This is a genomic window from Streptomyces sp. NPDC006476, assembly GCF_040612015.1.
Classification (GTDB): domain Bacteria; phylum Actinomycetota; class Actinomycetes; order Streptomycetales; family Streptomycetaceae; genus Streptomyces; species Streptomyces griseorubiginosus_B.
This window is the reverse complement of the sequence record NZ_JBEXPK010000022.1, coordinates 58,524-80,654: the sequence shown is the minus strand read 5'-3', so window position 1 is coordinate 80,654 and position 22,131 is coordinate 58,524. Positions and strand designations below refer to the sequence as shown.

The 22,131-nt window shown below is 71.0% G+C and carries 21 protein-coding genes; 7 read left to right on the top strand and 14 right to left on the bottom strand.

Going from position 1 to position 22,131, the window contains the following annotated elements; genetic code table 11:
• Positions 1-61 precede the first annotated feature (61 nt).
• The 3 genes from ABZZ74_RS25085 to leuA all read right to left on the bottom strand — a co-directional run bounded on the left by ABZZ74_RS25085 (position 62) and on the right by leuA (position 4,882).
• Positions 62-2,143 carry an MMPL family transporter gene (locus tag ABZZ74_RS25085; RefSeq protein WP_356768485.1) on the bottom strand — a complete coding sequence of 694 codons (2,082 nt, stop codon included), beginning with the start codon at positions 2,141-2,143 and terminating at the stop codon, positions 62-64.
• A 137-nt stretch (positions 2,144-2,280) separates the two neighbouring features.
• Entirely contained in the window at positions 2,281-2,976 is a 696-nt protein-coding gene (locus tag ABZZ74_RS25080; RefSeq protein WP_356768483.1) for a TerB family tellurite resistance protein, read from the bottom strand.
• 184 nt (positions 2,977-3,160) lie between these two features.
• Complete coding sequence (gene leuA, locus ABZZ74_RS25075) at positions 3,161-4,882, bottom strand: 2-isopropylmalate synthase (protein ID WP_356768481.1); 1,722 nt, start codon at positions 4,880-4,882, stop codon at positions 3,161-3,163.
• Positions 4,883-5,232: 350 nt separating this feature from the next.
• Between leuA and ABZZ74_RS25070 the strand changes: the two genes are divergently transcribed.
• The 4 genes from ABZZ74_RS25070 (at position 5,233) to ABZZ74_RS25055 (ending at position 9,241) form a co-directional block, all read left to right on the top strand.
• Positions 5,233-6,306, top strand: a complete 1,074-nt coding sequence (locus tag ABZZ74_RS25070; protein ID WP_356768479.1) for a M4 family metallopeptidase — start codon at positions 5,233-5,235, stop codon at positions 6,304-6,306.
• 21 nt (positions 6,307-6,327) lie between these two features.
• Positions 6,328-6,594 (top strand): protealysin inhibitor emfourin, encoded by a 267-nt coding sequence (locus ABZZ74_RS25065; RefSeq protein ID WP_356768477.1) that lies wholly within the window; start codon positions 6,328-6,330, stop codon positions 6,592-6,594.
• An 83-nt stretch (positions 6,595-6,677) separates the two neighbouring features.
• Entirely contained in the window at positions 6,678-7,991 is a 1,314-nt protein-coding gene (locus ABZZ74_RS25060; protein ID WP_356768475.1) for a GH1 family beta-glucosidase, read from the top strand.
• Positions 7,988-9,241 carry an MFS transporter gene (locus ABZZ74_RS25055; RefSeq protein ID WP_356768473.1) on the top strand — a complete coding sequence of 418 codons (1,254 nt, stop codon included), beginning with the start codon at positions 7,988-7,990 and terminating at the stop codon, positions 9,239-9,241. Before ABZZ74_RS25060 ends, ABZZ74_RS25055 begins: the two co-directional genes overlap by 4 nt.
• 1 nt (position 9,242) lies before the next feature.
• Here the strand turns inward: ABZZ74_RS25055 and ABZZ74_RS25050 are convergent, their stop codons facing one another.
• The gene (locus ABZZ74_RS25050) at positions 9,243-10,097 is read right to left on the bottom strand and encodes an NAD(P)-dependent oxidoreductase (protein WP_356768472.1); all 855 of its coding nucleotides are present in this window, start codon (positions 10,095-10,097) and stop codon (positions 9,243-9,245) included.
• A gap of 119 nt (positions 10,098-10,216) precedes the next feature.
• Here ABZZ74_RS25050 and ABZZ74_RS25045 point away from each other — a divergent pair, with 119 nt between their 5' ends.
• Positions 10,217-11,074: a helix-turn-helix transcriptional regulator gene (locus ABZZ74_RS25045; protein ID WP_356768470.1), complete on the top strand. Its 858-nt coding sequence runs from the start codon at positions 10,217-10,219 to the stop codon at positions 11,072-11,074.
• Between the two features lie 34 nt (positions 11,075-11,108).
• Here ABZZ74_RS25045 and era read toward each other — a convergent pair whose 3' ends face one another.
• Complete coding sequence (gene era / locus ABZZ74_RS25040; protein WP_240867561.1) at positions 11,109-12,062, bottom strand: GTPase Era; 954 nt, start codon at positions 12,060-12,062, stop codon at positions 11,109-11,111.
• Between the two features lie 151 nt (positions 12,063-12,213).
• On the opposite strand from era, the gene ABZZ74_RS25035 reads away from it, so the two are divergent.
• Together ABZZ74_RS25035 and ABZZ74_RS25030 are read left to right on the top strand one after the other, a co-directional pair.
• Positions 12,214-13,524 (top strand): ammonium transporter, encoded by a 1,311-nt coding sequence (locus ABZZ74_RS25035; protein WP_356768467.1) that lies wholly within the window; start codon positions 12,214-12,216, stop codon positions 13,522-13,524.
• Positions 13,521-13,859, top strand: a complete 339-nt coding sequence (locus tag ABZZ74_RS25030; RefSeq protein ID WP_133041072.1) for a P-II family nitrogen regulator — start codon at positions 13,521-13,523, stop codon at positions 13,857-13,859. The genes ABZZ74_RS25035 and ABZZ74_RS25030 overlap by 4 nt, the downstream gene beginning before the upstream one ends.
• An 89-nt stretch (positions 13,860-13,948) precedes the next feature.
• Here ABZZ74_RS25030 and ABZZ74_RS25025 read toward each other — a convergent pair whose 3' ends face one another.
• From ABZZ74_RS25025 to ABZZ74_RS24985, 9 genes are all read right to left on the bottom strand, one after another.
• Positions 13,949-14,959 carry a DUF916 domain-containing protein gene (locus tag ABZZ74_RS25025; protein ID WP_356768465.1) on the bottom strand — a complete coding sequence of 337 codons (1,011 nt, stop codon included), beginning with the start codon at positions 14,957-14,959 and terminating at the stop codon, positions 13,949-13,951.
• 64 nt (positions 14,960-15,023) lie between these two features.
• Positions 15,024-16,340: a beta-xylosidase gene (locus ABZZ74_RS25020; RefSeq protein ID WP_356768463.1), complete on the bottom strand. Its 1,317-nt coding sequence runs from the start codon at positions 16,338-16,340 to the stop codon at positions 15,024-15,026.
• 154 nt (positions 16,341-16,494) lie between these two features.
• Entirely contained in the window at positions 16,495-16,971 is a 477-nt protein-coding gene (locus tag ABZZ74_RS25015; RefSeq protein WP_356768461.1) for a hypothetical protein, read from the bottom strand.
• 221 nt (positions 16,972-17,192) lie between these two features.
• Positions 17,193-17,546 (bottom strand): cytidine deaminase, encoded by a 354-nt coding sequence (locus tag ABZZ74_RS25010; protein ID WP_356768459.1) that lies wholly within the window; start codon positions 17,544-17,546, stop codon positions 17,193-17,195.
• Between the two features lie 31 nt (positions 17,547-17,577).
• Entirely contained in the window at positions 17,578-17,937 is a 360-nt protein-coding gene (locus ABZZ74_RS25005; protein ID WP_356768457.1) for an MmcQ/YjbR family DNA-binding protein, read from the bottom strand.
• Positions 17,934-19,238 (bottom strand): hemolysin family protein, encoded by a 1,305-nt coding sequence (locus ABZZ74_RS25000; protein WP_356768455.1) that lies wholly within the window; start codon positions 19,236-19,238, stop codon positions 17,934-17,936. Before ABZZ74_RS25000 ends, ABZZ74_RS25005 begins: the two co-directional genes overlap by 4 nt.
• Entirely contained in the window at positions 19,235-19,732 is a 498-nt protein-coding gene (ybeY, locus tag ABZZ74_RS24995) for an rRNA maturation RNase YbeY (RefSeq protein ID WP_133041065.1), read from the bottom strand. The genes ABZZ74_RS25000 and ybeY overlap by 4 nt, the downstream gene beginning before the upstream one ends.
• A 14-nt stretch (positions 19,733-19,746) precedes the next feature.
• Positions 19,747-20,817 carry a PhoH family protein gene (locus tag ABZZ74_RS24990; RefSeq protein WP_133041064.1) on the bottom strand — a complete coding sequence of 357 codons (1,071 nt, stop codon included), beginning with the start codon at positions 20,815-20,817 and terminating at the stop codon, positions 19,747-19,749.
• A 117-nt stretch (positions 20,818-20,934) separates the two neighbouring features.
• A complete protein-coding gene (locus ABZZ74_RS24985; protein WP_356768452.1) occupies positions 20,935-22,080 on the bottom strand; it encodes a PfkB family carbohydrate kinase in 1,146 nt (381 codons plus the stop codon).
• Between the last annotated feature and the right edge of the window lie 51 nt (positions 22,081-22,131).

Below are 22,131 nucleotides of genomic sequence, written 5' to 3'. Positions count from 1 at the left end.
ATCCGGTCGGCCCGCCGCGGCACGGTCGCTCTCGTCTGCGTCTGCTCCACGGGGTTCAGCTTCACACGGGTTCCCGCCGACGATCCGGCCGCACGGGCTCCGACTCCCGCGACAGCCGCCCCGGCCACCACACGCGCCGCCCGAGCAGCATGCTGGCCGTCGTCACCAGGTACGTCCGCACCAGGAAGGTGTCGAGGAGCACCCCGACCGCGATCACGAACCCCAGCTCGACCAGGGGCACCAGCGGCAGGGTGGTCAGCACGGCGAAGGTCGCGGCGAGGACGACACCGGCGGAGGCGATGACCCCGCCGGTGGTGCGCAGCGCGGTGAGCGCGGCCGTCCGCGGTTCGGCGCCGGCGAGGGACTCCTCGCGCATCCGGTGCATGAGGAAGATGCCGTAGTCGACGCCCAGGGCCACGAGGAACACGAAGGACAGCAACCCGAGGCCGGAGTCCGTGCCCTGGAAGCCGAGCACCGGCCCGAACACCAGCCCCCCGATCCCGAGCGCCGCGCCCCACACCGCGACGACCGCGACGAGCAGCATCAGCGGCGCGACGAGGCTGCGCAGCAGACCCAGCAGGATCACGAACACGGCGGCCAGCACCAACGGCACGACGACCTCACGGTCCCGGGCCTGGCTGTCGGCGAGGTCGAGCTGCTGGGCGCTGGGCCCGCCGACATGGGTGCCGTACCGATCGTCGAGCCCGGCGCGCAGGGCCTCGATGGTCCGCGTCTCCCCCGGGCTCTCGGGGGCGGCGGTGGGAAAGACCCGCACCTCGCTCCAGCCGCCCCCGCTCCGCCCGGCCGTCGCCTGCGCGACCCCGTCCGTCGCCCGCGCCGCGGCCAGTACGGCGTCGGCCTTCCCGGTCGGCGCGATGACCGTGACGGGCTGGCTGCTGTGCCCCGGGTAGGTGTGCGCGAGCGTCTGCGCGGCGACGATGGACTCGGGCTTCTTGGTGAAGGAGTCCTCCTGCCTGAGCGAGCCAGGGAGGTGCAGGACACCGAGCGCCAGCGCTCCGAGCAGCACCGCCCCGCCGGCCAGCACCGCGACGGGCCGGCGCGTGGCGGACGTCCCCATCGCGGCGAACAGCGACCGCCGCACCCTCGGCTCGCTCCCGAAGGCGGGGATCATCGGCCAGAAGACCCGCCGCCCCAGCAGCACCAGTACGGCGGGCAGCAGGGTGGTCATGGCGAGCAGGGCCGCCAGCACACCGACCGTCCCGACCGGTCCCATCCCGCTGCTGCTGTTGAGATCGGCGGCGAGCAGGCACAGCAGCCCGGCCGCGACCGTCGCCGAGGAGGCGAGGATCGCGGCGCCGCAGCCCTTCAGCGCCGCACGCATGGCGTCGTACGGCCGCTCGTACCTCCGCAGCTCCTCGCGGTAGCGGGAGGTGAGCAGTAGCGCGTAGTCGGTGCCGGCGCCCAGGACGAGCACGGTCATCACACCGCCGCTCTGGCCGGTGACGGTGACGCCGAAGGCCTCGTGCAGCGCGTACCCGGCGGCCATCGCCAGACCGGCGGCGACCCCGGCGGTGGCGAGCGGGACGAGCCAGAGGAAGGGGCTGCGGTAGATGAGCACGAGCAGGACGGTGACGACGCCGAGGGTGGCGTACAGCAGGGTGCCGTCGATGCTGCCGAAGACCTTGCCCATGTCGGTGTTGAGCGCGCCGGGCCCGCCGACGCGAACGCTCAGCCCGTCGCCGCCGTCCGCGATGCCCCGGACCCCGTCGACGAAGACGTCCCGCGCCTCGTCGTCCTGGCCGGGCCGGGTGCTGGAGACGGGGTACATCAGGGTGGTGCCGTCCCGGGAGGGGACGGCCCGCGGCTTGTCGCTGAGCGGGTACGCGGCCTCGATCCGGGCGACCTGCTCGCCCGCCCGCTCCTTGTCGGCGGCGGTGAGCCCGCCCGCCCGGTGGTAGACGACCAGCAGGTCGGTGGCCTCCCCGCCGGGCAGCCGGTCCTGGATGCGGGCCACCCGGGTCGAGTCCGCGCTGTCGGGCAGATAGTCCACGGACCGGTTCTGCTGGATCCCGGAGAACTTCCCGGCGAACGGCCCCACGAGCACCAGCGCGGCCACCCACAGCCCGACCACCACCCAGGGCACGGCCCGCCGATGTCCCGCATCTGTCCCACCGGCCCCCATGGACGGGCCTCCCTCCGCTCGGGTGTCTGGTCCGCTTCCAGACTTCCGGCGCGCAGGGATGCGTTCGTCGGGCGTGGGATCGAGTTCGGGGCTACTGCGAGGGGAGGTCGCCGTAGGGCGTTACTCCCGCGGGAGTATCAGGACGGCGTCCGTGCCGCCGCCAGCAGCCGCTTGACGTCGTCCGAGCAGATGGTCAGGGCCGCGCCCACCGTGGTCAGGACGTCCCGTTCGGCGGGCGTGTAGGGGCCGTCGGCCAGGGCGATGCGGGCGGCCTGGAGGAGGATCGACTCGCGGCCCACGGGGGCGAGGTGCGGGGCGAGGGGGTCGAGGGCCTCGTGCAGCTCTATGGCCAGGCCCGCGCCGCCCGGCTCGCCGTAGACCCGGCCGGTGTCCGCGGCCAGGGCGTCGACCAGCGCGCCGAGCTGGTCCTCCGTGCAGTCCTCGAAACCGGCGGCGCGGACGGCGGCCGCGGCCGTCTCCAGCGTCGTACGGGAGCAGGTGCCGCCCGCCGCGAGGACCGCGAGGGCGACGGTGTGGACGGCGTCGCGGAGCATCGCGGAGAAGCGGGTGGTGGTGGGGTGGTCCAGGGCGTCCGTTCCGAAGTGGCGGCTGCAGGCCGCGCACTCGACGACCGGGCCGGTCTCGCCGCGCGGCAGGACCGGGACGCCGAGGAGGGTGAAGCGGCGGCGGCCGGTCAGCCGCTGGTAGTTGCGGTCGCCTCCGCAGCCCGGGCAGAAGAACTCGCCGTCCCCGACGGGCGTCCACGCGGTGCGGGTTCCCAGGAGGCGCGCAGGCCTGGCGGCCCGGCCGTTTCGTCCCCGTACTGGCAGCACGTCGCACCTCCTTAACACCGCGGCAACATCGCAGCGGTGTCGTGATGTTAGCCACATCGGGGAGGCGCAGTCAGTACCCCGGAAGAGACCTTTCCGTGACCTCCACGAACAGGTGGCCGAAAAGGGGCGGGGCCCTGATCGCCGTATACGAAGATCAGGACCCCGAACCAGCACGTCAGAGACGTCAGCGGGCGGCGCGGTTGACCGCCGAGACGACCGCCTTCAGGGAGGCACGCGTCGTGTTCGCGTCGATGCCGATTCCCCACAGAACCTTGTCGTCGATCGCGCATTCGATGTAGGAGGCGGCCTGCGCGGAGGCGCCCTCGCTCATCGTGTGCTCCTGGTAGTCCAGCAGCCGGGCGTCGACGCCGATCTTCTGCAGGGCGTCGAAGAAGGCGGAGATCGGGCCGTTGCCGGTACCGGTCAGGACGGTGTCCTCGCCGTCCACGGTCGCCTCGACCCTGAGCGTGTCCACCCCGTCCGTGTCGGTCGTCGACTGGCCGTTCCTGACCTGGATACGGCCCCACGGGTTCTCGGGGTTCGGCAGGTACTCGTCCCGGAAGACCGCCCAGATGTCGGAGCCGGTGACCTCGCCGCCCTCGGCGTCCGTCTTCGCCTGGATGATCTTCGAGAACTCGATCTGCATCCGGCGCGGCAGGTCCAGCTTGTGGTCGTTCTTCAGGACGTACGCGATACCGCCCTTGCCGGACTGCGAGTTGACGCGGATCACGGCCTCGTAGGAGCGGCCGACGTCCTTCGGGTCGATCGGCAGGTACGGCACCGCCCACTCGATGTCGTCGACCGTCACACCCTTGGCGGCCGCGTCGGCCTCCATCGCGTCGAAGCCCTTCTTGATGGCGTCCTGGTGGGAGCCGGAGAAGGACGTGTAGACCAGGTCGCCCACGTACGGGTGGCGCGGGTGGACCTCCATCTGGTTGCAGTACTCCCACGTACGACGGATCTCGTCGATGTCGGAGAAGTCGATCTGCGGGTCGACGCCCTGGGAGAACAGGTTCATGCCCAGGGTGACCAGGTCGACGTTGCCGGTGCGCTCGCCCTGCCCGAACAGACAGCCCTCGACGCGGTCGGCGCCGGCCATCAGCGCCAGCTCGGCGGCGGCGACGGCCGTACCCCGGTCGTTGTGCGGGTGGATGGACAGGCAGACGTGCTCACGGCGGGACAGGTTGCGGCCCATCCACTCGAAGCGGTCGGCGTGGGTGGAGGGCGTGGAGCGCTCGACGGTCGCCGGCAGGTTCAGGATGATCTCGCGGTCCGGGCCGGGCTGCCAGACGTCCATGACCGCCTCGCAGACCTCCAGCGCGAAGTCCAGCTCGGTGTCGGTGAAGATCTCCGGGCTGTACTGGTAGCCGAACTCGGTCTCCGGGCCCAGCAGCTTCTCCGCGTACTCCATCACCAGCCGCGTCCCGTCGACGGCGATCTGCTTGATGTCGTCCTTGGAGCCCCGGAAGACGACACGGCGGAAGACGGGCGCGGTGGCGTTGTACAGGTGGACGTTGGCCCGCCTGGCGCCCTTCAGCGACTCCACGGTCCGCTCGATCAGGTCCTCGCGGGCCTGGGTCAGTACGGAGATGGTGACGTCGTCGGGAATGACCCCGGGCTCCTCGATGATCGACCGCACGAAGTCGAAGTCGGTCTGGCCCGACGCCGGGAAGCCGACCTCGATCTCCTTGTAGCCCATCTTCACCAGCTGGTCGAACATCCGGCGCTTGCGCTCGGGCGACATCGGGTCGATCAGGGACTGGTTGCCGTCGCGCAGGTCGGTGGAGAGCCAGCGAGGTGCCTGGGTGATCCGCTTCTCGGGCCAGGTGCGGTCGGGGATGTCGACCTGCTCGTACTTCCCGTACTTGTGGATCGGCATGCTGCTGGGCTGCTGGCGGTTCGCCATGATTGCGGGGCTCCTCTTGGTGTCCGGAAGGACGGCCGACGACGCAACACGAAGCTCCGCGGGGAGGGAGTCGACCTGTCCTACAGGCCCTCGCCGCGGCAGCTAAGAAGAAGCAGCCCGAAACGCATGATGCGAGCCACTGTAGCCGAGCCGCTCGGGGTCGGCGGCCCCGTATCAGCATGCGGGACTGCAGTGCGCCCCCAAACGGGCGCGGGGAACGGCGCGAGCAACCACACACAACCGGAGCGGCATAACACAGCGCAATCACCAACGGCGGGAGCATCCCCATATTTCACCAATCATGGTCGCACCTAGTGACATAAAGCTAACGCAGTGCCATCGTGCCGGGCATGACGAAGACCAACGGGGGCTCAGAGCCCGTCTTCTGCACAGTCGTACCGCCGCACATCCTCGACAAGCTGGCCCAGCACGAGGACCCGGCGCTCGCCAACGCCGCTCGCAAGACCCTCGAGCGCGACGCCTTCGAGCGCACCCACCGCCGTCTGACCACGGTCATCGGCGCCCCTGCCGTCGCCCCGCCCACCGGAGCGGCCGCCGAGCAGCCCCACCGCACCATCTACGACGCCCGCCACGGCACCGACCTGCCCGGCCACAAGATCCGCGGCGAGGGCGACGACCCCGGCAAGGACGCCACCGCCAACCGCGCCTACGCCGGTCTCGGCGCCACCTTCGAGCTGTATCTGAAGGCCTACGAGCGCTACTCGATCGACGGCAACGGGCTCCCGCTCGACGCGAGCGTGCACTACGACAAGGACTACAACAACGCCTTCTGGAACGGCGAGCAGATGGTGTTCGGCGACGGTGACGGTGAGATCTTCCTCGACTTCACCATCCCGATCGACGTCATCGGCCACGAACTCACCCACGGCGTCACGCAGTACACGGCCAACCTGACCTACTTCGGCCAGCCCGGCGCCCTCAACGAGTCCCTGTCCGACGTCTTCGGCTCGCTCATCAAGCAGTACACGCTCGGCCAGACCGCCGCCGAGGCCGACTGGCTGATCGGCGCCGGCCTGCTCGCGCCCCGGGTGACGGGCAAGGCGTTGCGTTCCATGAAGGAGCCGGGCACGGCGTACGACGACGACGTCCTCGGCAAGGACCCGCAGCCCGCGACCATGGACGACTTCGTCCGCACCGGCCGTGACAACGGCGGTGTCCACATCAACTCCGGCATCCCCAACCACGCTTTCTACCTGACGGCGAACGCGCTCGGCGGCCACGCCTGGGAGACGGCCGGCCAGATCTGGTACGACGTCCTGACCGGCGGCGAGCTCAAGAAGGACGCCCTGTTCGTGGACTTCGCCAAGCTGACGGTGGCGGCGGCCAAGGCCCGCTACAGCGACGGCGAGGAGCTTCAGGCCGTTCTGAAGGCCTGGGAGCAGGTCGGGGTGCGCACGTCGTAGTTCCGTACTAGACACGGACCCATGCGTATTCGAGTGAGGCGCACGGGTGGATTCGCGGGTATCGAGCGCCGCGCCGAGGTGGACACCTCGGGGCGGCCCGACGCGCACGAGTGGCAGGGCCTGGCCGAGAAGGCGGTGGCCGCCGGCCGGGTCACGCCGCCCGCGGGCGTGCCCGACGGGTTCAGCTACGAGATCACGGTCGACGGCAGGACGGTGTACGCCGCCGATCCCCGGCTCACCGAGGAGCAGCGGCAGCTGATCTCCCGGGTACTGAAAGAAGGGGCGTGAGGAAAGCCGTAGAGAAGGGCTGTAACGACCGGTTCACGCCAGGGCGTTGACTTCCGTTACCGGCGGTAAGGATGATCCCGCCCATGGCGACTGATGCAGGCAATCCGATACCCCGCTTCCCGGCCGGTTTCCTCTGGGGCGTGTCGACCTCGGCCCACCAGATCGAGGGCGCCGTCGACGAGCGCGAGCCCTCGGTCTGGGACGCCTTCACGGCCGAGCCGGGGCGGGTGAAGGACGGTTCCACGGCGGCGGTGGCCTGCGACCACGTCCACCGCTACCGCGAGGACGTGGCCCTCCTGGCCGGCCTCGGCGTGGACGCGTACCGCTTCTCGATCTCCTGGCCGCGGGTGGACTCCCCCGGCGGCCTGGACTTCTACGACCGTCTCGTGGACGAGCTGCTGTCCGCGGGCGTCCGCCCCGTCCCCACCCTCTTCCACTGGGACCTGCCCGTCGCCCTGGACTGGCTGGAGCGCGACACGGCCTCGCGGTTCGCGGAGTACGTGTCGGTGGTCGCCGAGCGGCTGGGCGACCGGGTGCGGAAGTGGATCACCCTCAACGAGCCCGCCGAACAGACCCTGCTGGGGCACGCGCTGGGCGCCCACGCGCCCGGCAAGCAGCTGATGTTCGACGCGCTTCCGGTCGCCCACCACCAACTGCTGGCCCACGGTCTGGCCGTACGGGCCCTGCGCGCGGCCGGTGCCACGGACATCGGGATCGCCAACTCGCACGGTCCGACCTGGCCGGCCTCCTCGGAACAGGCCGACGTCGAAGCCGCCGACTTCTACGACCTGCTGCTCAACCGGCTGTTCTCCGACCCCCTGCTGCTCGGCCAGTACCCGGACGGCATCGGCGAGTTGATGCCGGGCGACGTCGAGGCCGATCTGAAGGTCATCGCCGAGCCGCTCGACTGGTACGGGATCAACTACTACGCGCCGACCCGCGTGGGCGCCCCGCAGGGGACGGACATCGAGTTCGGCGGCCTCACCATCCCGGCCGAACTGCCCTTCTCCGTGCGGGAGATCGAGGGCGTACCGGTGACCGACTTCGGCTGGCCCGTCGTCCCCGAGGGCCTGACCGAACTCCTCACCGGCTTCCGCGAGCGCTACGGCGACCGGCTGCCGCCCGTCGTCATCACCGAGAACGGCTGCAGTTACGAGGGCCTCGACGACCTGGACCGGATCGCCTACCTGGACGGTCATCTGCGCGCCCTGCACCGGGCGTTGGAGGCGGGCGTGGACGTGCGCGGGTACTTCGTGTGGTCGCTGATGGACAACTTCGAGTGGGCGGAGGGGTACGCGCGCCGCTTCGGGCTGGTCCACGTGGACTTCGAGACGCAGGCGCGGACGCCGAAGGCCTCGTACGGCTGGTTCCGGGACGTGCTGCGGGCGCAGAGATGACGACCACCCGGCCCCCGCAGGCACTCGCCGAGCCGGTCGAGCGGGTCGGCCGGGGCTGGACCGCCTCCCTCTCGCTCGCCAACGGGGCGATCTGGGTGGGCTGGTACGGCCCCCTGCAGATCCTGCTGGCCTCCCAGGCGAAGGACTTCGCGCCCGGCTCCGGCATGTCGAAGGAGACCATGCTGGCCTGGGTGACCGGGATCGGCGCGGTCGTCTCCCTGGTCGCCAACCCCTTCTTCGGCGCCCTCTCGGACCGCACCACCGCTCGCTGGGGCCGTCGTACGCCCTGGATCGTGGCCGGGGCGGCGGGCGGTGCGCTGTCGCTGCTGGTCCTCGCCGGGGCGGGCGGGATGGCGACGATGACGCTCGGCTGGTGCCTGGTCCAGCTGACGCTGAACGCGGCCTTCGCGGCGGTGACGGCCGCGGTGCCGGACCGGGTGCCCCGGCTGCAACGCGGGGCCGTGGGCGGCTGGTTGGGGGCGGCGCAGATCCTGGGCGTGGTGTGCGGGACCGGGCTCGCGACGGTGGCCGGCGGGATCGGGGCCGGGTATGGGGCGTGCGCGGTGTTCACGGTGCTGGGCGTGCTGCCGTACGTGCTGCGGTATCCGGATCTGCGGCTGGGGGCCGCGGACCGGCCGGTGTGGTCCTGGCGCGGCTTTCTCTCCGGGTTCTGGCTCAGTCCACGGCGGTATCCCGACCTGGGGTGGGCCTGGCTGACCCGCTTCCTGATCAACCTCAGCAACGCGCTGGTGCTGCTGTACCTGCTCTACTATCTGCGCGACCGGCTGCACTACCACGACCCCGACCAGGGCGTGCTGATCCTGACCGCGGTGAACGGCGTGACGCTGCTCGCCACGGTGGTGGTGGGCGGGGTGTGGTCGGACCGGACGGGACGGCGCAAGCCGTTCGTGATCTGGTCCGGGGTGCTGATGGCGGTGGCGACGGGTGCGCTGGCGGGCTGGCAGACCTGGCCGGGGGCGGTCGTCGCGGCGGCCGTGCTCGGCATCGGCTTCGGCGTCTTCACCTCGGTCGACTTCGCGCTGATGACGGACGTGCTGCCCAAGGCCCTGGACCGGGGCAAGGACCTGGGCGTGATCAACGTGGCCAACGCCCTGCCCCAGGTCGCGGCACCCGCCCTCGCCGCGCCGATCGTCACCTACCTGGGCGGCTACCGGGTGCTGTACCTGGTGTCGGCGGTGATCGGGCTGGCGGGGGCGGTGCTGGTCCAGCGGATCCGGGGCGTGGAGTGACCTACAGGGCGCCGGCGTCCCGGGCGGCGTAGACCGACGGGTACCGGGGGCGGTAGCCCAGCTCGCGGCGGATGCGGTCGGTGGACATGATCACCAGCCATGGGTCGGGGTCGGTGCGCTCGTGCAGTTCGGCGGGCACCTCGGCCCCGTTGAGCTGGTGCAGTTCGACCGCCGTGACGGGGGCGTCGTCGGCGATGTTGTAGATCCGGCCGGCGATGCCGGGGGCGTGCAGGACGCGCAGCAGGCCCTGGGCGACGTCCGCGTGGTGGCCCATGTGCAGGCGCTGGGTCGCCGCCCACTGCCCGGCCCAGCGCAGCGACTGGGCGAGGTGCGGGTCGCCCTCGCCGTAGACGAAGGGCAGCCGGGCGATCCGTAGGTCCAGGCCCTCCATCGCCAGCAGTTCCCGTTCGGCCTCCGCCTTCGATGCGGGGTAGGCGCCCCACATCGTGCCGCCGGGCCGGCTCTCGTCCTCCTCGGTCACCGGACGGCCCCGCCCCACGCCGTACACCAGCCCCGTGCTGACCTGCACGAAGCGCCGCACACCGGCGGCCAGGGCGGCGCGGCCCAGCTCCACCGCCGCGTCCCGGTTGACGGCCCACGCCTCCTCGTCCGGGACCCCGCGGAAGGCGGCGGCGACGTTGACGACGGCGTCCGCTCCGGCGACCGCCTTGGCGAGGGCCTCGTTGTCCCGTACGTCCCCGATCACGACCTCGGCGCCGAGCCGGGCGAACGGCTCCGCGCGCGCCGCGTCCCGCACCAGGATCCGCACGTTCTCGTCCGCCCGGGCCTGTGCCAGCAGCCTCGGCACGAAGCGCCGTCCGACCTGTCCCGTCGTACCCGTGACCAATGTCAGCATGTTCTGCTCCTCTCGTCCCCACCCACCCTTCAGCGGGACGCCGGTCATCGGGAGAGACCTACCGATCAGGGGATCGGCAGTCCCTGGATATGCCGGGCCGGCTCCCGCACGCTGGAAGGGTGAACCGAGCCGAACTCGCCGACTTCCTGCGTCGTGGCCGTGCCCGCCTGGACCCCTCCGACGTGGGTCTCGCGGCCGGCCCGCGCCGCCGTACGCCGGGGCTGCGGCGGGAGGAGGTGGCGCAGCTGGCCGGGATGTCGGCCGACTACTACACGCGCCTGGAGCAGTCCCGGGGGCCGCGGCCGTCCCGGCAGATCCTGACGGCGCTGGCCCGCGCGCTGCGGCTGACGGACGACGAGCGCGACCACCTGTTCCATCTGGCCGGCGAGGAGCCGCCGCGCCGGGGCGGCGCCTCCACGCACGTCAACCCCGGTCTGCTGCTGGTCCTCGACCGCCTGCACGACACCCCGGCGATGGTCTCGACGGACTGCGGGGAGGTGCTGGCGCAGAACGCGATGTCGCGGGCGCTGAGCGGCGACACGTCGGCTCGTCCGCCGCGGGACCGCAACATGCTGCGCCGCTTCTTCCTGGACCCCGCGGCCCGGGACCTGCTCCCGCCGGAGGACGTACCGGCCCACGCGCGCAGCCATGTGGCGAGCCTGCGGGCGGTGGCCGCGTCCCGCCCCGACGACCCCGAACCGGCCGCGCTGGTGGCCGAACTGCTCGCCTCCAGCGAGGAGTTCGCGCGCCTGTGGGACGACCACGAGGTGGCGGTCCGCCGCCAGTCCACGAAGCGCTTCCGCCACCCCTTGGTCGGCCTCCTGGAGCTGGACTGCGAAATCCTCCTCACCGAAACCGGCCACTACCACCTGATCCTCCACACGGCCCGCCCGGGCACGGAGTCGTACGAGCGACTGCAGTTGCTGCGGGTGGTCGGCCTACAGGACCTGTCCCCGTCAGAAGCCGAGACGCCGTAGCTGCCACCGCCGGCGTGCCGAGGAGGGGTCCCGCTCAGAAACCCAGGCGGCGCAGCTGCTTCGGATCCCGCTGCCAGTCCTTCGCCACCTTCACGTGGAGGTCCAGGAACACCGGCGTGCCCAGCAACGCCTCGATCTGTTTGCGGGACTTGATGCCGACCTCCTTCAGGCGCTTGCCCTTGGGGCCGATGATGATGCCCTTCTGGCTGGGGCGTTCGATGAACAGGTTGGCGTGGATGTCCAGGAGAGGTTTGTCGGCGGGGCGGTCCTCGCGCGGGAGCATCTCCTCGACGACGACGGCGATGGAGTGCGGCAGCTCGTCGCGGACACCCTCCAGCGCCGCCTCGCGGATCAGCTCGGCGATCATGACCTGCTCGGGCTCGTCGGTGAGGTCACCCTCGGGGTAGAGCGCCGGCCCCTCGGGCAGCAACGGCACGAGGAGATCGGCCAGCAGGTTCACCTGCTTGTCGCCGACAGCCGACACCGGCACGATCTCCGCCCACTCGAAGCCGAGCTCCTTGCCCAGCTGGTCGATGGCGATCAGCTGCTCGGCGAGGGTCTTGGAGTCGACGAGATCGGTCTTGGTGACGATCGCGATCTTGGGGGTCTTGCGGATCCCCGCCAGTTCCTTGGCGATGAACCGGTCACCGGGGCCGATCTTCTCGTTCGCCGGAAGGCAGAAACCGATCACGTCCACCTCGGCCCACGTCGTGCGCACGACGTCGTTGAGCCGCTCCCCCAGCAGCGTGCGCGGCTTGTGCAGCCCCGGGGTGTCGACCAGGATGAGCTGGGCGTCCTCCCGGTGCACGATCCCCCGCACGGTGTGCCGCGTGGTCTGCGGCTGGTTCGCGGTGATCGCCACCTTCTGCCCGACCAGAGCGTTCGTGAGGGTGGACTTGCCCGCGTTGGGGCGCCCCACGAAGCAGGCGAAGCCGGCACGGTGGACGGTCTCGCCCGACTCTTCGGATGACTGGGTACGAACGCTCATGCCGCCCATTCTCCCTGATCCCCGGACCCCCGCCGTACCGTGAGGATTCGGTAACCCCGCCGCAACGAAACGTTACGGAAACACAGCCGTACGCAACCGGAAACGCACGCCGGTGACCCTCTGACGAGCCCCCACCTCGATGGAGACGACCGTGACCTTCGCCGCCGCGCAGATCAACACGGGCGACACCGCCTGGCTGCTCGCCGCCACCGCCCTGGTCCTTCTGATGACCCCGGGCCTGGCCCTCTTCTACGGTGGCATGGTCCGCACGAAGAGCGTCCTCAACATGCTGATGATGAGCTTCGTGTCGATCGCCCTGGTCACCGTGGTCTGGCTGGCCGCCGGCTACTCGCTCGCCTTCGGCGACGACATCGGCGGCGGACTCATCGGCGGCCTGAAGCACGCCGGCATGGCGGGCCTGGGCCCCGACAGCGTGCACGGCACCGTCCCCACCGTTCTGTTCGCCACCTTCCAGCTCACCTTCGCGATCATCACGGCGGCCCTGATCAGCGGCGCGATCGCGGACCGGGCGAAGTTCTCGGCGTGGCTGGTCTTCGTGCCGACGTGGACGCTGCTCGTATACGTTCCGGTCGCGCACTGGGTCTGGGGCCCGGGCGGCTGGATCCTGGACCGCCTCGGCGCCCTGGACTTCGCGGGCGGTATGCCCGTCGAGATCACGTCCGGCGCCTCGGGACTCGCGCTCGCCCTGGTCCTCGGCCCCCGGCTCGGGTTCAAGAAGGACGCCATGCGCCCGCACAACCTGCCGATGGTGATGCTGGGCGCGGGTCTGCTCTGGTTCGGCTGGTTCGGCTTCAACGCCGGCTCCGCGCTCGGCGCCAACGGCCTCGCGGCCGCCGCGTTCCTCAACACCCTCGCCGCCGGCTGCACCGGTCTGCTCGGCTGGCTCTTCGTCGAACAGAAGCGGGACGGCCACCCGACGACCCTGGGCGCCGCGTCCGGCGCGGTCGCGGGCCTGGTCGCGATCACGCCGTCCTGCGGCACGGTCTCCCTGCTCGGCGCCCTGGTCGTCGGCCTCGCCGCCGGTGTCGTCTGTTCGTTCGCGGTGAGCTGGAAGTTCCGGCTGAACTACGACGACTCGCTGGACGTCGTCGGCGTCCACCTGGTCGGCGGTGTGATCGGCACCCTGCTGATCGGCGTCTTCACCGAGAAGGCGATGACCGGCGGCACGGAGGGCCTGCTGTACGGCGGCGGGCTCGCCCAGCTGGGTAAGCAGGCGGTCGGGGTGGGGGTCGTCGCAGCGTACTCCTTCGCCGTGACGTACGGCATCGGCAAGCTGCTGGACAGGGCCATCGGCTTCCGGGCGGCCGAGGAGCACGAGCACACCGGTCTGGACCTTACGGTGCACGCCGAGACCGCATACGATCACGGCGTCCTGGGCCACGGCGCCCCGGTCAGCGCGTCCGTCGTCCCCTCCGCCCGGAAGGCCGAGAGCCAGGCATGAAGCTCATCACCGCGATCGTCAAGCCCTACCGCCTCGACGAGGTGAAGACGGCCCTGCAGGAGATCGGCGTGCACGGCCTGACCGTGACCGAGGCCAGCGGCTACGGCCGCCAGCGCGGCCACACCGAGGTGTATCGCGGCGCCGAGTACCAGGTCGACCTGGTACCCAAGGTCCGCATCGAGGTCGTCGTCGACGACACCGACGCGGACGCCGTCATCGACGCGATCGTCAAGGCCGCACAGACGGGCAAGATCGGCGACGGCAAGGTCTGGTCCCTGCCGGTCGAGACGGTCGTCCGGGTACGAACGGGAGAGCGCGGCCCGGACGCACTGTGAGACACCACCGGCCGCGAGCGGCGGGTGGTGTACGGCGACAGTGCCTGGCGTGCGCCCGGAGTGCGACGCCCGGGCATCCGCCGCACAGCTCATCTCCTCGACGGATGCCGCTCCCGCTCGGCCTCGCGCGCCGTGGCCGGGGATCCCGTGGGGCGCGCCGGACCCTGACCGACCGCACGCGTCCGGCGCGATCTGGCGAAGAGCACCGTGCCCACGGCCAGCACCGCCAGCAGCACCGCCGTCGCGATCCACGGCACCGCGAAGAAGGACGCGCTCGCCGACTCCCGGGTGTCCTGCGCGCTCGCCGTCAACGTGATGTCGCCCCAGTCGAGTTGGGGCGCCCCGCGCCATGGCTCCGTGAGGTGCACGCGCTGGCCCGGCAGGAGTTCGGAGGGGATGCGGGACAGGTCGCGGGAGAGCAGGGTGCGACCGAACAGGCCCCGCGCGCGCAGCTCCACCTTGGGGTCGAGCGTGACGTTGCCGGTGTTGTGCAGGGTGTAGGAGATCGTCGACGTGCTGGTCCCGAAGCCGGGGACGATCGGCTGGCTGTGGCTGATGTGGACGTTCTCGACGGAGATCGCGGGGAGGGTGGGTCCGCCCACGCGCAGGTAGACACGGGCGGCGACCGCGCGCTGCACACCGAGCGCCAGGGACCCGCTGCCCTTGTCGATCCGCTCGTCCAGCGCGACCAACGCGCCCGGATGGTCGCCGGGTTCGGCCCCCTGGGGCACGCGCAGCGTGAAGGGCACGGTGACCCTGCCGTGCGCGGGGACGGTGATCCGGGACTCGGCGGGCCTAGCCCAGGCCCCGACGCCCCGCTGCCTCTCGTGCACCGTCCGCACCGCGAACCCGCCGTCCCGGGCGGTGTTGTAGGCGTCGGCGGCGTAGAGGCGGAAGGTGATGGGCCCGACGGTCTTGTTGGCGACGACGACCTTGTCCGAGACGGTCGTACCGGGATCGGCGGAGAGGTAGAAGTAGGGGCGCGCGGCGATCTTCGAGGCAAGGGGATAGACCGACCAGCTGCCGTTGTCGGCGGCGTGGGCGGGCGTGGCGAGAGCGGCGAGGAACAGACCGAGCAGGAGGACGGAGAGCTTTCTCATGGGTGCGGACCCCCACGGACTTCGGCGGTAGGAGAGGGACGGGCGGGTGCGGACGCCCGTACGGTCAGCTGAGCGTCAGGGTCAGGACCCCGGAGTACGACCCGGGAGGCGTGAACGCCGGTACGTCCAGGGAGAGCTGGGCGTCCGCTGTGAACTCACCGCCGGTCAGCGTGCCGTTGGGGGTGGACGCCAGGGTCGCGCCCGAGGTGCCCACCGTGCCCGCCGAACCCGCCTGACAGGTGCTGGGGCTGCCCGCCTTGGTGGCGCAGGCGGGGGTCCAGCTCAGCTTCCCGGCGTCGATCTTGGCGCCGGGTCCGGTGAAGTCGGTGACCTTGCCGGTGAGCGACCAGCCGGCCGGGCCGCCGCGGAAGTCCTTGACGGTGACGGTCTGCAGCTTGCCCGTGGAGGCCCCGCCCTTGCCGAAGTCCACCGCCGACAGTGCGACGGAGTCCCCGGCCTGGGACATCGACAGCGTGCCCGCGTTCACGGTGGTCATCAGCTTCTGACTCCCGGCCGGAATCGGCGTGTTGTCGATGACCGTGTACGTGGCCGGGCCGGCGCCCAGGGCGTCGCTGTACGTGCTGCCCTCGTACGCCACGATCCCGGTCGTCGTCTTGTCGTTGACGACGAGGGAGCCGCTGATCTTGCCGCTCGCGTCGGCGGTGACGGTGGCCTTGTCCGCGGTCTGGGTGGATCCGGACCGTCCGGCCAGGGTCACCGTGGCGCCTGCGGTGAAGCCGGTGCCGCTGACGGTGACGCTGTCACCGGGGTTGCCGGACGCCTTGTTCAGGGTGATGGCACGGGTGTTGACCGGGGTGGAGTTCGTCGCCGTGACGGTCTCGGAGACCGGGGCGGGCGGGTTGGTCACCGTGCACGGGGTGTCCAGCTCCAGGATGTAGCTGGTGTGGATGTTGTAGTCGCCGGGCGAGAGCTTGATCGCTCCCGGCGCGGTGACCTTGAAGGTGCCGGTCATGGAGAACGACGGGAAGGCGCCGTTGCCGGGCACCGGGTCGTTCTTCTTGGGTCCGGCGACGGTGACGTCCCCGGTCTGCGCACCGGTGAGGGTGATCTTGCCGGTGGGCGTCATGATGTCGGCCGGCAGGGCGATCGCGGTGGGGTTGCTGGCGGCGGGCTTGACCACCGTGTAGGTCACGGCGACCGTGTCGCCGACCTTCGGAGCGGTGTTGTCCACCGAGATGCTCGCCGTGGTGGTGCCGTCGATCGGCGGGATGCCGGCGACGGCAGGCGGGATGCAGTGCGTGGGGAAGTCCACGTTGGTGGCGGCGCCGGCCGGACAGGCCAGGGCGCCGCCCGCGGTGACCGCGAGCGCGGCCGCCCCGAACAGCGACGCCAGACGGCGTCTTCGGTTCTGCGAACCCATGGGTGTGCCCCCTCTTCTTCTGTGCTCGCTGGGGGCATTGATGTGTGGATCGCGTGAGAAGTCAATGGAGATGCCGAAATGAACTGATGGACCGTCAGTTCCTGTGTGTCTGCCAGGAACTGACGGTCCGTCGGCTGAGCAGCCCGGGCTCGGGTCAGTCGAAGACGAACGGTCCGGGCGACTGCGGTCCGGTCGCCGTGCAGGAGACGGTGATCCCGAAGACGACCAGCTGCAGCGAGCCGCCGTAGGCGTCCAGGCTGTCACCGGAGGCGACGGTGCCGTCGAGGGGGCCGACGGTGACGGGGTCACCGGCCGCGATCGCGGGGTTCTTGGTCCCGCTGAACGTGCTGGTGCCGCCGGTGGCGCCGTTCACCAGGGTGAGCGTCGAGGAGATCGAGTCCTGCGACAGGGCGATCGGGGCGGTGACGGCCGAGGTGACGGTGATGGTGGCCGCCGTGCCGTCCTGGGTGGCGGTGAGCGTGGCCTCGCCGCTGCCGAAGGCGCCGCAGTCCGCGCTGATCGTCGCGGTCTGCGGGGTGACGGCGAGGGCACTGGGCGCGAACGCCAGCGAGGCGGCCGCGAGGGCCCCCACCGCCATTGCCGCACCTGCTGCTCTGCGTTTGCCTCTCATGGGGAATCCGGCTCCCTTCCCGTGTCTGGGAAAGCCATGTGGGGATGGATGGGAGAGGTCCGGACGGGCCGCCGACAGGCGCGGTGCGGGGCGCCGAGTGGGGGGTGGCGTAAGGAATCTGACGGACCGTCGGAACTACGGATTCCATTGATGCCCGAGAGACACGCAGGCGGCAAGGAGGATTTCCGGCCGACTCCGGCCCACTCTGAAAAGGGCGGTTTTCAGCCTGCTGGGACCGTGCTGCGTACCGTCCCGTCGGGCCCGGCGAGCAGCACCGGCGTCCCCTCCCCGCCGAGATCCCGTACGGCCGCCAGGTCCTGCTCGGGCACGGACCCGGCCTCGGTCACCACGGCCGCCGCCTCCAGGGACTTCGCACCCGAGGCCACCGCCATCGCAACGGCCGTGCGCAGCGCGCTCAGCTCCAGCGAGGCGAGCGCGACGGTCCCGGCGACATACGTCCGCCCGGTCTCGTCCCGTACGGCCGCCCCCTCGGGCACACCGTTGCGCGCCCGCGCGGAACGGGCCAGGGTGACGATCTTGCGGTCCTCGGGATCAAGCGCGCTGCTGTCGGTCATGAGCCGAGCATAACCACCGGCGCCGCCCAGCTCAGGGGCGGTCGAGGCGGAGCCGCTCGGCACGCGGCAGACCGGCCACGACCAGGTCGTAGGAGTCCTCGACGAGCTCCCGCACCAGGCCGTCGGGCAGGCCGCCGTCGACCGTGACGGTGTTCCAGTGGCGCTTGTTCATGTGGTAGCCGGGGATGATCAGGCCCGGGTGATCGGTGCGCAGCCGGATCGCGTCCTCCGGGTCACACTTGAGGTTCACCGTGAGTGGCCGATTGTCGAGCCCGCTGAGCGCGAACATCTTGCCCAGGACCTTGAAGACGGAGATCTCCGGCGAGAACGGGAAGTCCTCCACGGCCGCGTTGAAGGACAGACAGAGGCCGCGCAGCTCCTCGGGGGTCATGCGTCCTTCTCCTCCTCGGGCGGACCGGCCGGTTCCACCGGCTCGACCAGTACCGTGACGATCTTGTTCCGGCGGCCGGCGGCGGCCTCGGCGGTCAGGCGCAGTTCACGCCCGTCCGGAAGCTCGACCGTGCTGGACGCGCCCGCGATGGGCACGCGGCCCAGGGCCTTCGCGAGCAGACCGCCGACGGTCTCCACGTCCTCGTCGTCGTACTCGTCGAGCCCGTACAGCTCGCCGAGGTCGGTGATGTCGAGGCGGGCCGTGACGCGGTAGCGGTCCTCGCCGAGGTCCTCCACGGGCGGCAGTTCGCGGTCGTACTCGTCGGTGATCTCGCCGACGATCTCCTCGAGGATGTCCTCGATGGTGACGATGCCGGCCGTGCCGCCGTACTCGTCGATGACGACGGCGACGTGGTTGCGCTCCTGCTGCATCTCGCGCAGCAGGTCGCCGGCGTTCTTGGTGTCGGGGACGAAGGCGGCGGGCCGCATTGCCGTCGACACCAGCTCGCTCTCCGCGTCCCGGCTGATGTGCGTCTTGCGGACCAGGTCCTTCAGGTACACGATCCCGACGATGTCGTCCTCGCTCTCGCCGGTGACCGGTATGCGCGAGAAGCCCGAGCGGAGCGCGAGGGTGAGGGCCTGACGGATCGTCTTGTAGCGCTCGATGACCACGAGGTCGGTGCGCGGGACCATGACTTCCCGGACGAGCGTGTCGCCGAGTTCGAAGACCGAGTGCACCATCCGGCGCTCCTCGTCCTCGATCAGCGACTCCTTCTCCGCGAGGTCGACCAGCGCCCGCAGCTCCGCCTCGGAGGCGAACGGCCCCCGGCGGAAGCCCTTGCCGGGGGTGAGCGCGTTACCGATCAGGATGAGGAGGTTGGGGATCGGGCCCATGATCCGCGCGAGGGGCACCAGGACGTACGCCGCCGCCGTTGCCGTGTTGAGCGGATGCTGGCGGCCGATGGTGCGCGGCGAGACACCCACGGCGACGTACGACACCAGGACCATCACGCCGATCGCGGCGAGCAGGGCACGGGTGGTGCCGTCGACGGACTGCAGACAGGCGTACGTCACCAGGGCCGCGGCCGCCATCTCGCAGGCGACGCGGACCAGCAGGGCGACGTTCAGATAGCGGGTCGGGTCGGCGGCGACCTGCGCGAGCTTCGCGCTGCCGCGGCGGCCGGAACGGACCGCCTCCTCGGCGCGGAAGCTGGAGACACGGGCGAGGCCCGCCTCCGCGCAGGCGGCGAGCCACGCCACGACGACCAGGGCGACCGCGCCCGCGACGATCTGACCGCTCATGAGACGGTCGGGGCCGGGGACGGACCGGTCAGGCCCTTCTCCGCGCGCCAGCCGTCCACGATGGCCGCCTGCAGGCCGAACATCTCGGCCTTCTCGTCCGGCTCCTCGTGGTCGTAGCCGAGCAGGTGCAGCACGCCGTGGACGGTGAGCAGTTGGAGCTCCTCGTCCATGGAGTGCTGCGTCTCGGCCTCCTCGCCCTGCTTCTTGGCGACCTCGGGACACAGCACGATGTCGCCGAGGAGGCCCTGCGGGGGCTCGTCGTCGTCCTTCGACGGCGGACGCAGCTCGTCCATCGGGAAGGACATGACGTCCGTGGGCCCCGGCAGGTCCATCCACTGGATGTGCAGCTGCTCCATGGCGTCGGCGTCCACCACGATCACCGAGAGCTCGGAGAGGGGGTGGATGCGCATCCGTGCGAGTGCGTAGCGGGCGATGTCGAGGATCGCCTGCTCGTCGACCTCGGTTCCGGACTCGTTGTTGACGTCGATCGACATGGCGCTGTGTGTGTCTACTTCCCCTTGTGCGCGGACTTCCCCCGGCCGCCCTTGTGGGTACCGTTCTCCGTGCCGTGCTTGCTGTCGTACTGCTCGTACGCGTCGACGATACGGCCGACCAGCTTGTGCCGTACGACGTCCTGGGACGACAGGCGGGAGAAGTGGACGTCGTCGAGGCCCTCCAGGATGTCCTGGACCTGACGCAGACCCGACTTGGTTCCGCTGGGCAGGTCGACCTGGGTCACGTCACCCGTGATCACGATCTTCGAGTCGAACCCGAGCCGGGTCAGGAACATCTTCATCTGCTCGGGCGAGGTGTTCTGCGCCTCGTCCAGGATGATGAAGGCGTCATTCAAGGTACGGCCCCGCATATATGCCAGCGGCGCCACCTCGATCGTCCCGGCCGCCATCAGCCGCGGGATCGAGTCCGGGTCGAGCATGTCGTGCAGCGCGTCGTACAGCGGGCGCAGGTACGGGTCGATCTTCTCGTAGAGGGTGCCGGGGAGGAAGCCGAGACGTTCGCCGGCCTCGACCGCGGGGCGGGTCAGGATGATGCGGTTGACCTGCTTGGACTGCAGGGCCTGCACCGCCTTGGCCATGGCGAGGTAGGTCTTGCCGGTACCGGCGGGGCCGATGCCGAAGACGATCGTGTGCTTGTCGATCGCGTCGACGTACCGCTTCTGGTTGAGGGTCTTGGGGCGGATGGTGCGGCCGCGGGAGGACAGGATGTTCTGCGTCAGTACCTCGGCCGGGGTCTCCTGGCCGTCGCTCGTCCCGTTCTCGCTCGCCTTCAGCATGGCGATCGAGCGTTCCACTGCGTCCTCCGTCATCGGCTGCCCGGTGCGGAGCACCAGCATCATCTCTTCGAACACGCGCGAGATGAGGGCGACGTCGACCGGGTGGCCGACCGCGCTGATCTCGTTGCCCCGGACGTGGATGTCGGCCGCCGGGAAGGCCTTCTCGATCACGCGCAGGAGGGAGTCGCCTGATCCCAGCACGGTGACCATCGGGTGCTGGGCGGGAACCGTGAACTGTGCTCTCGCCTGCTCCTGCGCGGGGGTGTGAGCTGTGGGTGTCTGAGTCATGGGCCGGCTCTGTAGGCCTGCGGTTCCTCCTCGTCACGGCCGCGCAGCTGAGGGCGGCCTCGCGATTCCAAGGGTACGACGGTGCACTGACAACGCCGTAGGGCTTTTCGGCGTCCGCTACGCCGAGCGCCCGAACCCGATCGTCGGCACCGCCCGCCGCAGCGGCCACGGGCGGGTTGCTCCCTCCCCCGGAACCAGCGCGTCCAGGAAGGCGTACCGGCTCAGCGCCTCCGGCTCCTGTCCCTCCACCGACTGCACCTTCCGCCACCAGGCGCCGATCTCCGCCCAGCCCGGGGCCGAGAGGGAGCCGCCGAACTCCTGGACGGACAGGGCCGCCGTCAGACCCGCGAAGGCGAGCCGGTCGGCGAGCGGCCAGCCCGCCAGGGTGCCGGTGACGAAGCCGGCCACGAAGACGTCACCGGCGCCGGTCGGGTCCAGGGCCTCCACGGCGATGGCGGGGACCTCCGCCGTCTCCCCGGTCCGCCGGTCCACGGCATACGCGCCCTCCGCGCCCAGAGTGACCACGGCGAGCGGCACGTGTTCGGTGAGGGCGTGGGCGGCGGCGCGCGGGCAGGCGGCGCCGGTGTAGCGCATGGCCTCCTCCGCGTTGGGCAGGAAGGCCTCGCAGTGCTCCAGGTCGGCCAGGCCCGCCAGGTCCCAGGCCGCGGTGTCGTCCCAGCCGACGTCGGCGAAGATGCGGGTGCCGCGGCTCGCGGCCTGGGCGATCCAGGGGGCGCGCGTGCCGGGGGTGAGGGAGGCGACGGCCGCGCGGGCGTACGGCGGGTGGTCGGGGGCGGGCTCCTCCGGGGGCGGTTCGTGGCCGTGGGAGACCATCGTGCGCTCGCCCTCGTACGCCATGGAGACGGTGACCGGGGAGTGCCAGCCGGGCGCGGTGCGGGATGTGGAGAGGTCGATGCCCTCGCCCTGCTCCAGCGCGTCCCAGCAGTAATCGCCGTAGTGGTCGTCGCCGAAGGCGGCCGCGAGGGAGGTCCGCAGCCCGAGTCGGGCGAGGGCGGTGGCCATGTTGGCGACACCGCCGGGGCTCGAACCCATGCCCCGCGCCCAGGACTCGGTGCCGCGCACCGGGGCGGAGTCGAGCCCGGTGAAGATGATGTCCAGGAAGACCATGCCGGTCAGGTACACGTCCCAGGGCGGGTCGTCGGGCGTGCGCAGGCCGGCCAGCGGATCGACCTGGGCCCGGCACTGCGGTCCCTCGATGACGGGTGACGGTCCCTTTCCGGTGGACGCGTTGGGCGCGATCACGGTGCACTCCCTGACATGGTGCGGATCCAGCCAGTGTGCACCACATCACGG

What these genes read in the sequence shown, in the direction of transcription:
- ABZZ74_RS25070 (WP_356768479.1), top strand. Translation starts at nt 5,233, where the DNA reads ATGACGAAGACCAACGGGGGCTCAGAGCCCGTCTTCTGCACAGTCGTA.
- ABZZ74_RS25025 (WP_356768465.1), bottom strand. Translation starts at nt 14,959, where the DNA reads ATGAGAAAGCTCTCCGTCCTCCTGCTCGGTCTGTTCCTCGCCGCTCTC.
- ABZZ74_RS25030 (WP_133041072.1), top strand. Translation starts at nt 13,521, where the DNA reads ATGAAGCTCATCACCGCGATCGTCAAGCCCTACCGCCTCGACGAGGTG.
- era (WP_240867561.1), bottom strand. Translation starts at nt 12,062, where the DNA reads ATGAGCGTTCGTACCCAGTCATCCGAAGAGTCGGGCGAGACCGTCCAC.
- ABZZ74_RS25065 (WP_356768477.1), top strand. Translation starts at nt 6,328, where the DNA reads ATGCGTATTCGAGTGAGGCGCACGGGTGGATTCGCGGGTATCGAGCGC.
- leuA (WP_356768481.1), bottom strand. Translation starts at nt 4,882, where the DNA reads ATGGCGAACCGCCAGCAGCCCAGCAGCATGCCGATCCACAAGTACGGG.
- ABZZ74_RS24990 (WP_133041064.1), bottom strand. Translation starts at nt 20,817, where the DNA reads ATGACTCAGACACCCACAGCTCACACCCCCGCGCAGGAGCAGGCGAGA.
- ABZZ74_RS25015 (WP_356768461.1), bottom strand. Translation starts at nt 16,971, where the DNA reads ATGAGAGGCAAACGCAGAGCAGCAGGTGCGGCAATGGCGGTGGGGGCC.
- ABZZ74_RS25085 (WP_356768485.1), bottom strand. Translation starts at nt 2,143, where the DNA reads ATGGGGGCCGGTGGGACAGATGCGGGACATCGGCGGGCCGTGCCCTGG.
- ABZZ74_RS25020 (WP_356768463.1), bottom strand. Translation starts at nt 16,340, where the DNA reads ATGGGTTCGCAGAACCGAAGACGCCGTCTGGCGTCGCTGTTCGGGGCG.
- ABZZ74_RS25010 (WP_356768459.1), bottom strand. Translation starts at nt 17,546, where the DNA reads ATGACCGACAGCAGCGCGCTTGATCCCGAGGACCGCAAGATCGTCACC.
- ybeY (WP_133041065.1), bottom strand. Translation starts at nt 19,732, where the DNA reads ATGTCGATCGACGTCAACAACGAGTCCGGAACCGAGGTCGACGAGCAG.
- ABZZ74_RS25060 (WP_356768475.1), top strand. Translation starts at nt 6,678, where the DNA reads ATGGCGACTGATGCAGGCAATCCGATACCCCGCTTCCCGGCCGGTTTC.
- ABZZ74_RS25050 (WP_356768472.1), bottom strand. Translation starts at nt 10,097, where the DNA reads ATGCTGACATTGGTCACGGGTACGACGGGACAGGTCGGACGGCGCTTC.
- ABZZ74_RS25000 (WP_356768455.1), bottom strand. Translation starts at nt 19,238, where the DNA reads ATGAGCGGTCAGATCGTCGCGGGCGCGGTCGCCCTGGTCGTCGTGGCG.
- ABZZ74_RS25055 (WP_356768473.1), top strand. Translation starts at nt 7,988, where the DNA reads ATGACGACCACCCGGCCCCCGCAGGCACTCGCCGAGCCGGTCGAGCGG.
- ABZZ74_RS25005 (WP_356768457.1), bottom strand. Translation starts at nt 17,937, where the DNA reads ATGACCCCCGAGGAGCTGCGCGGCCTCTGTCTGTCCTTCAACGCGGCC.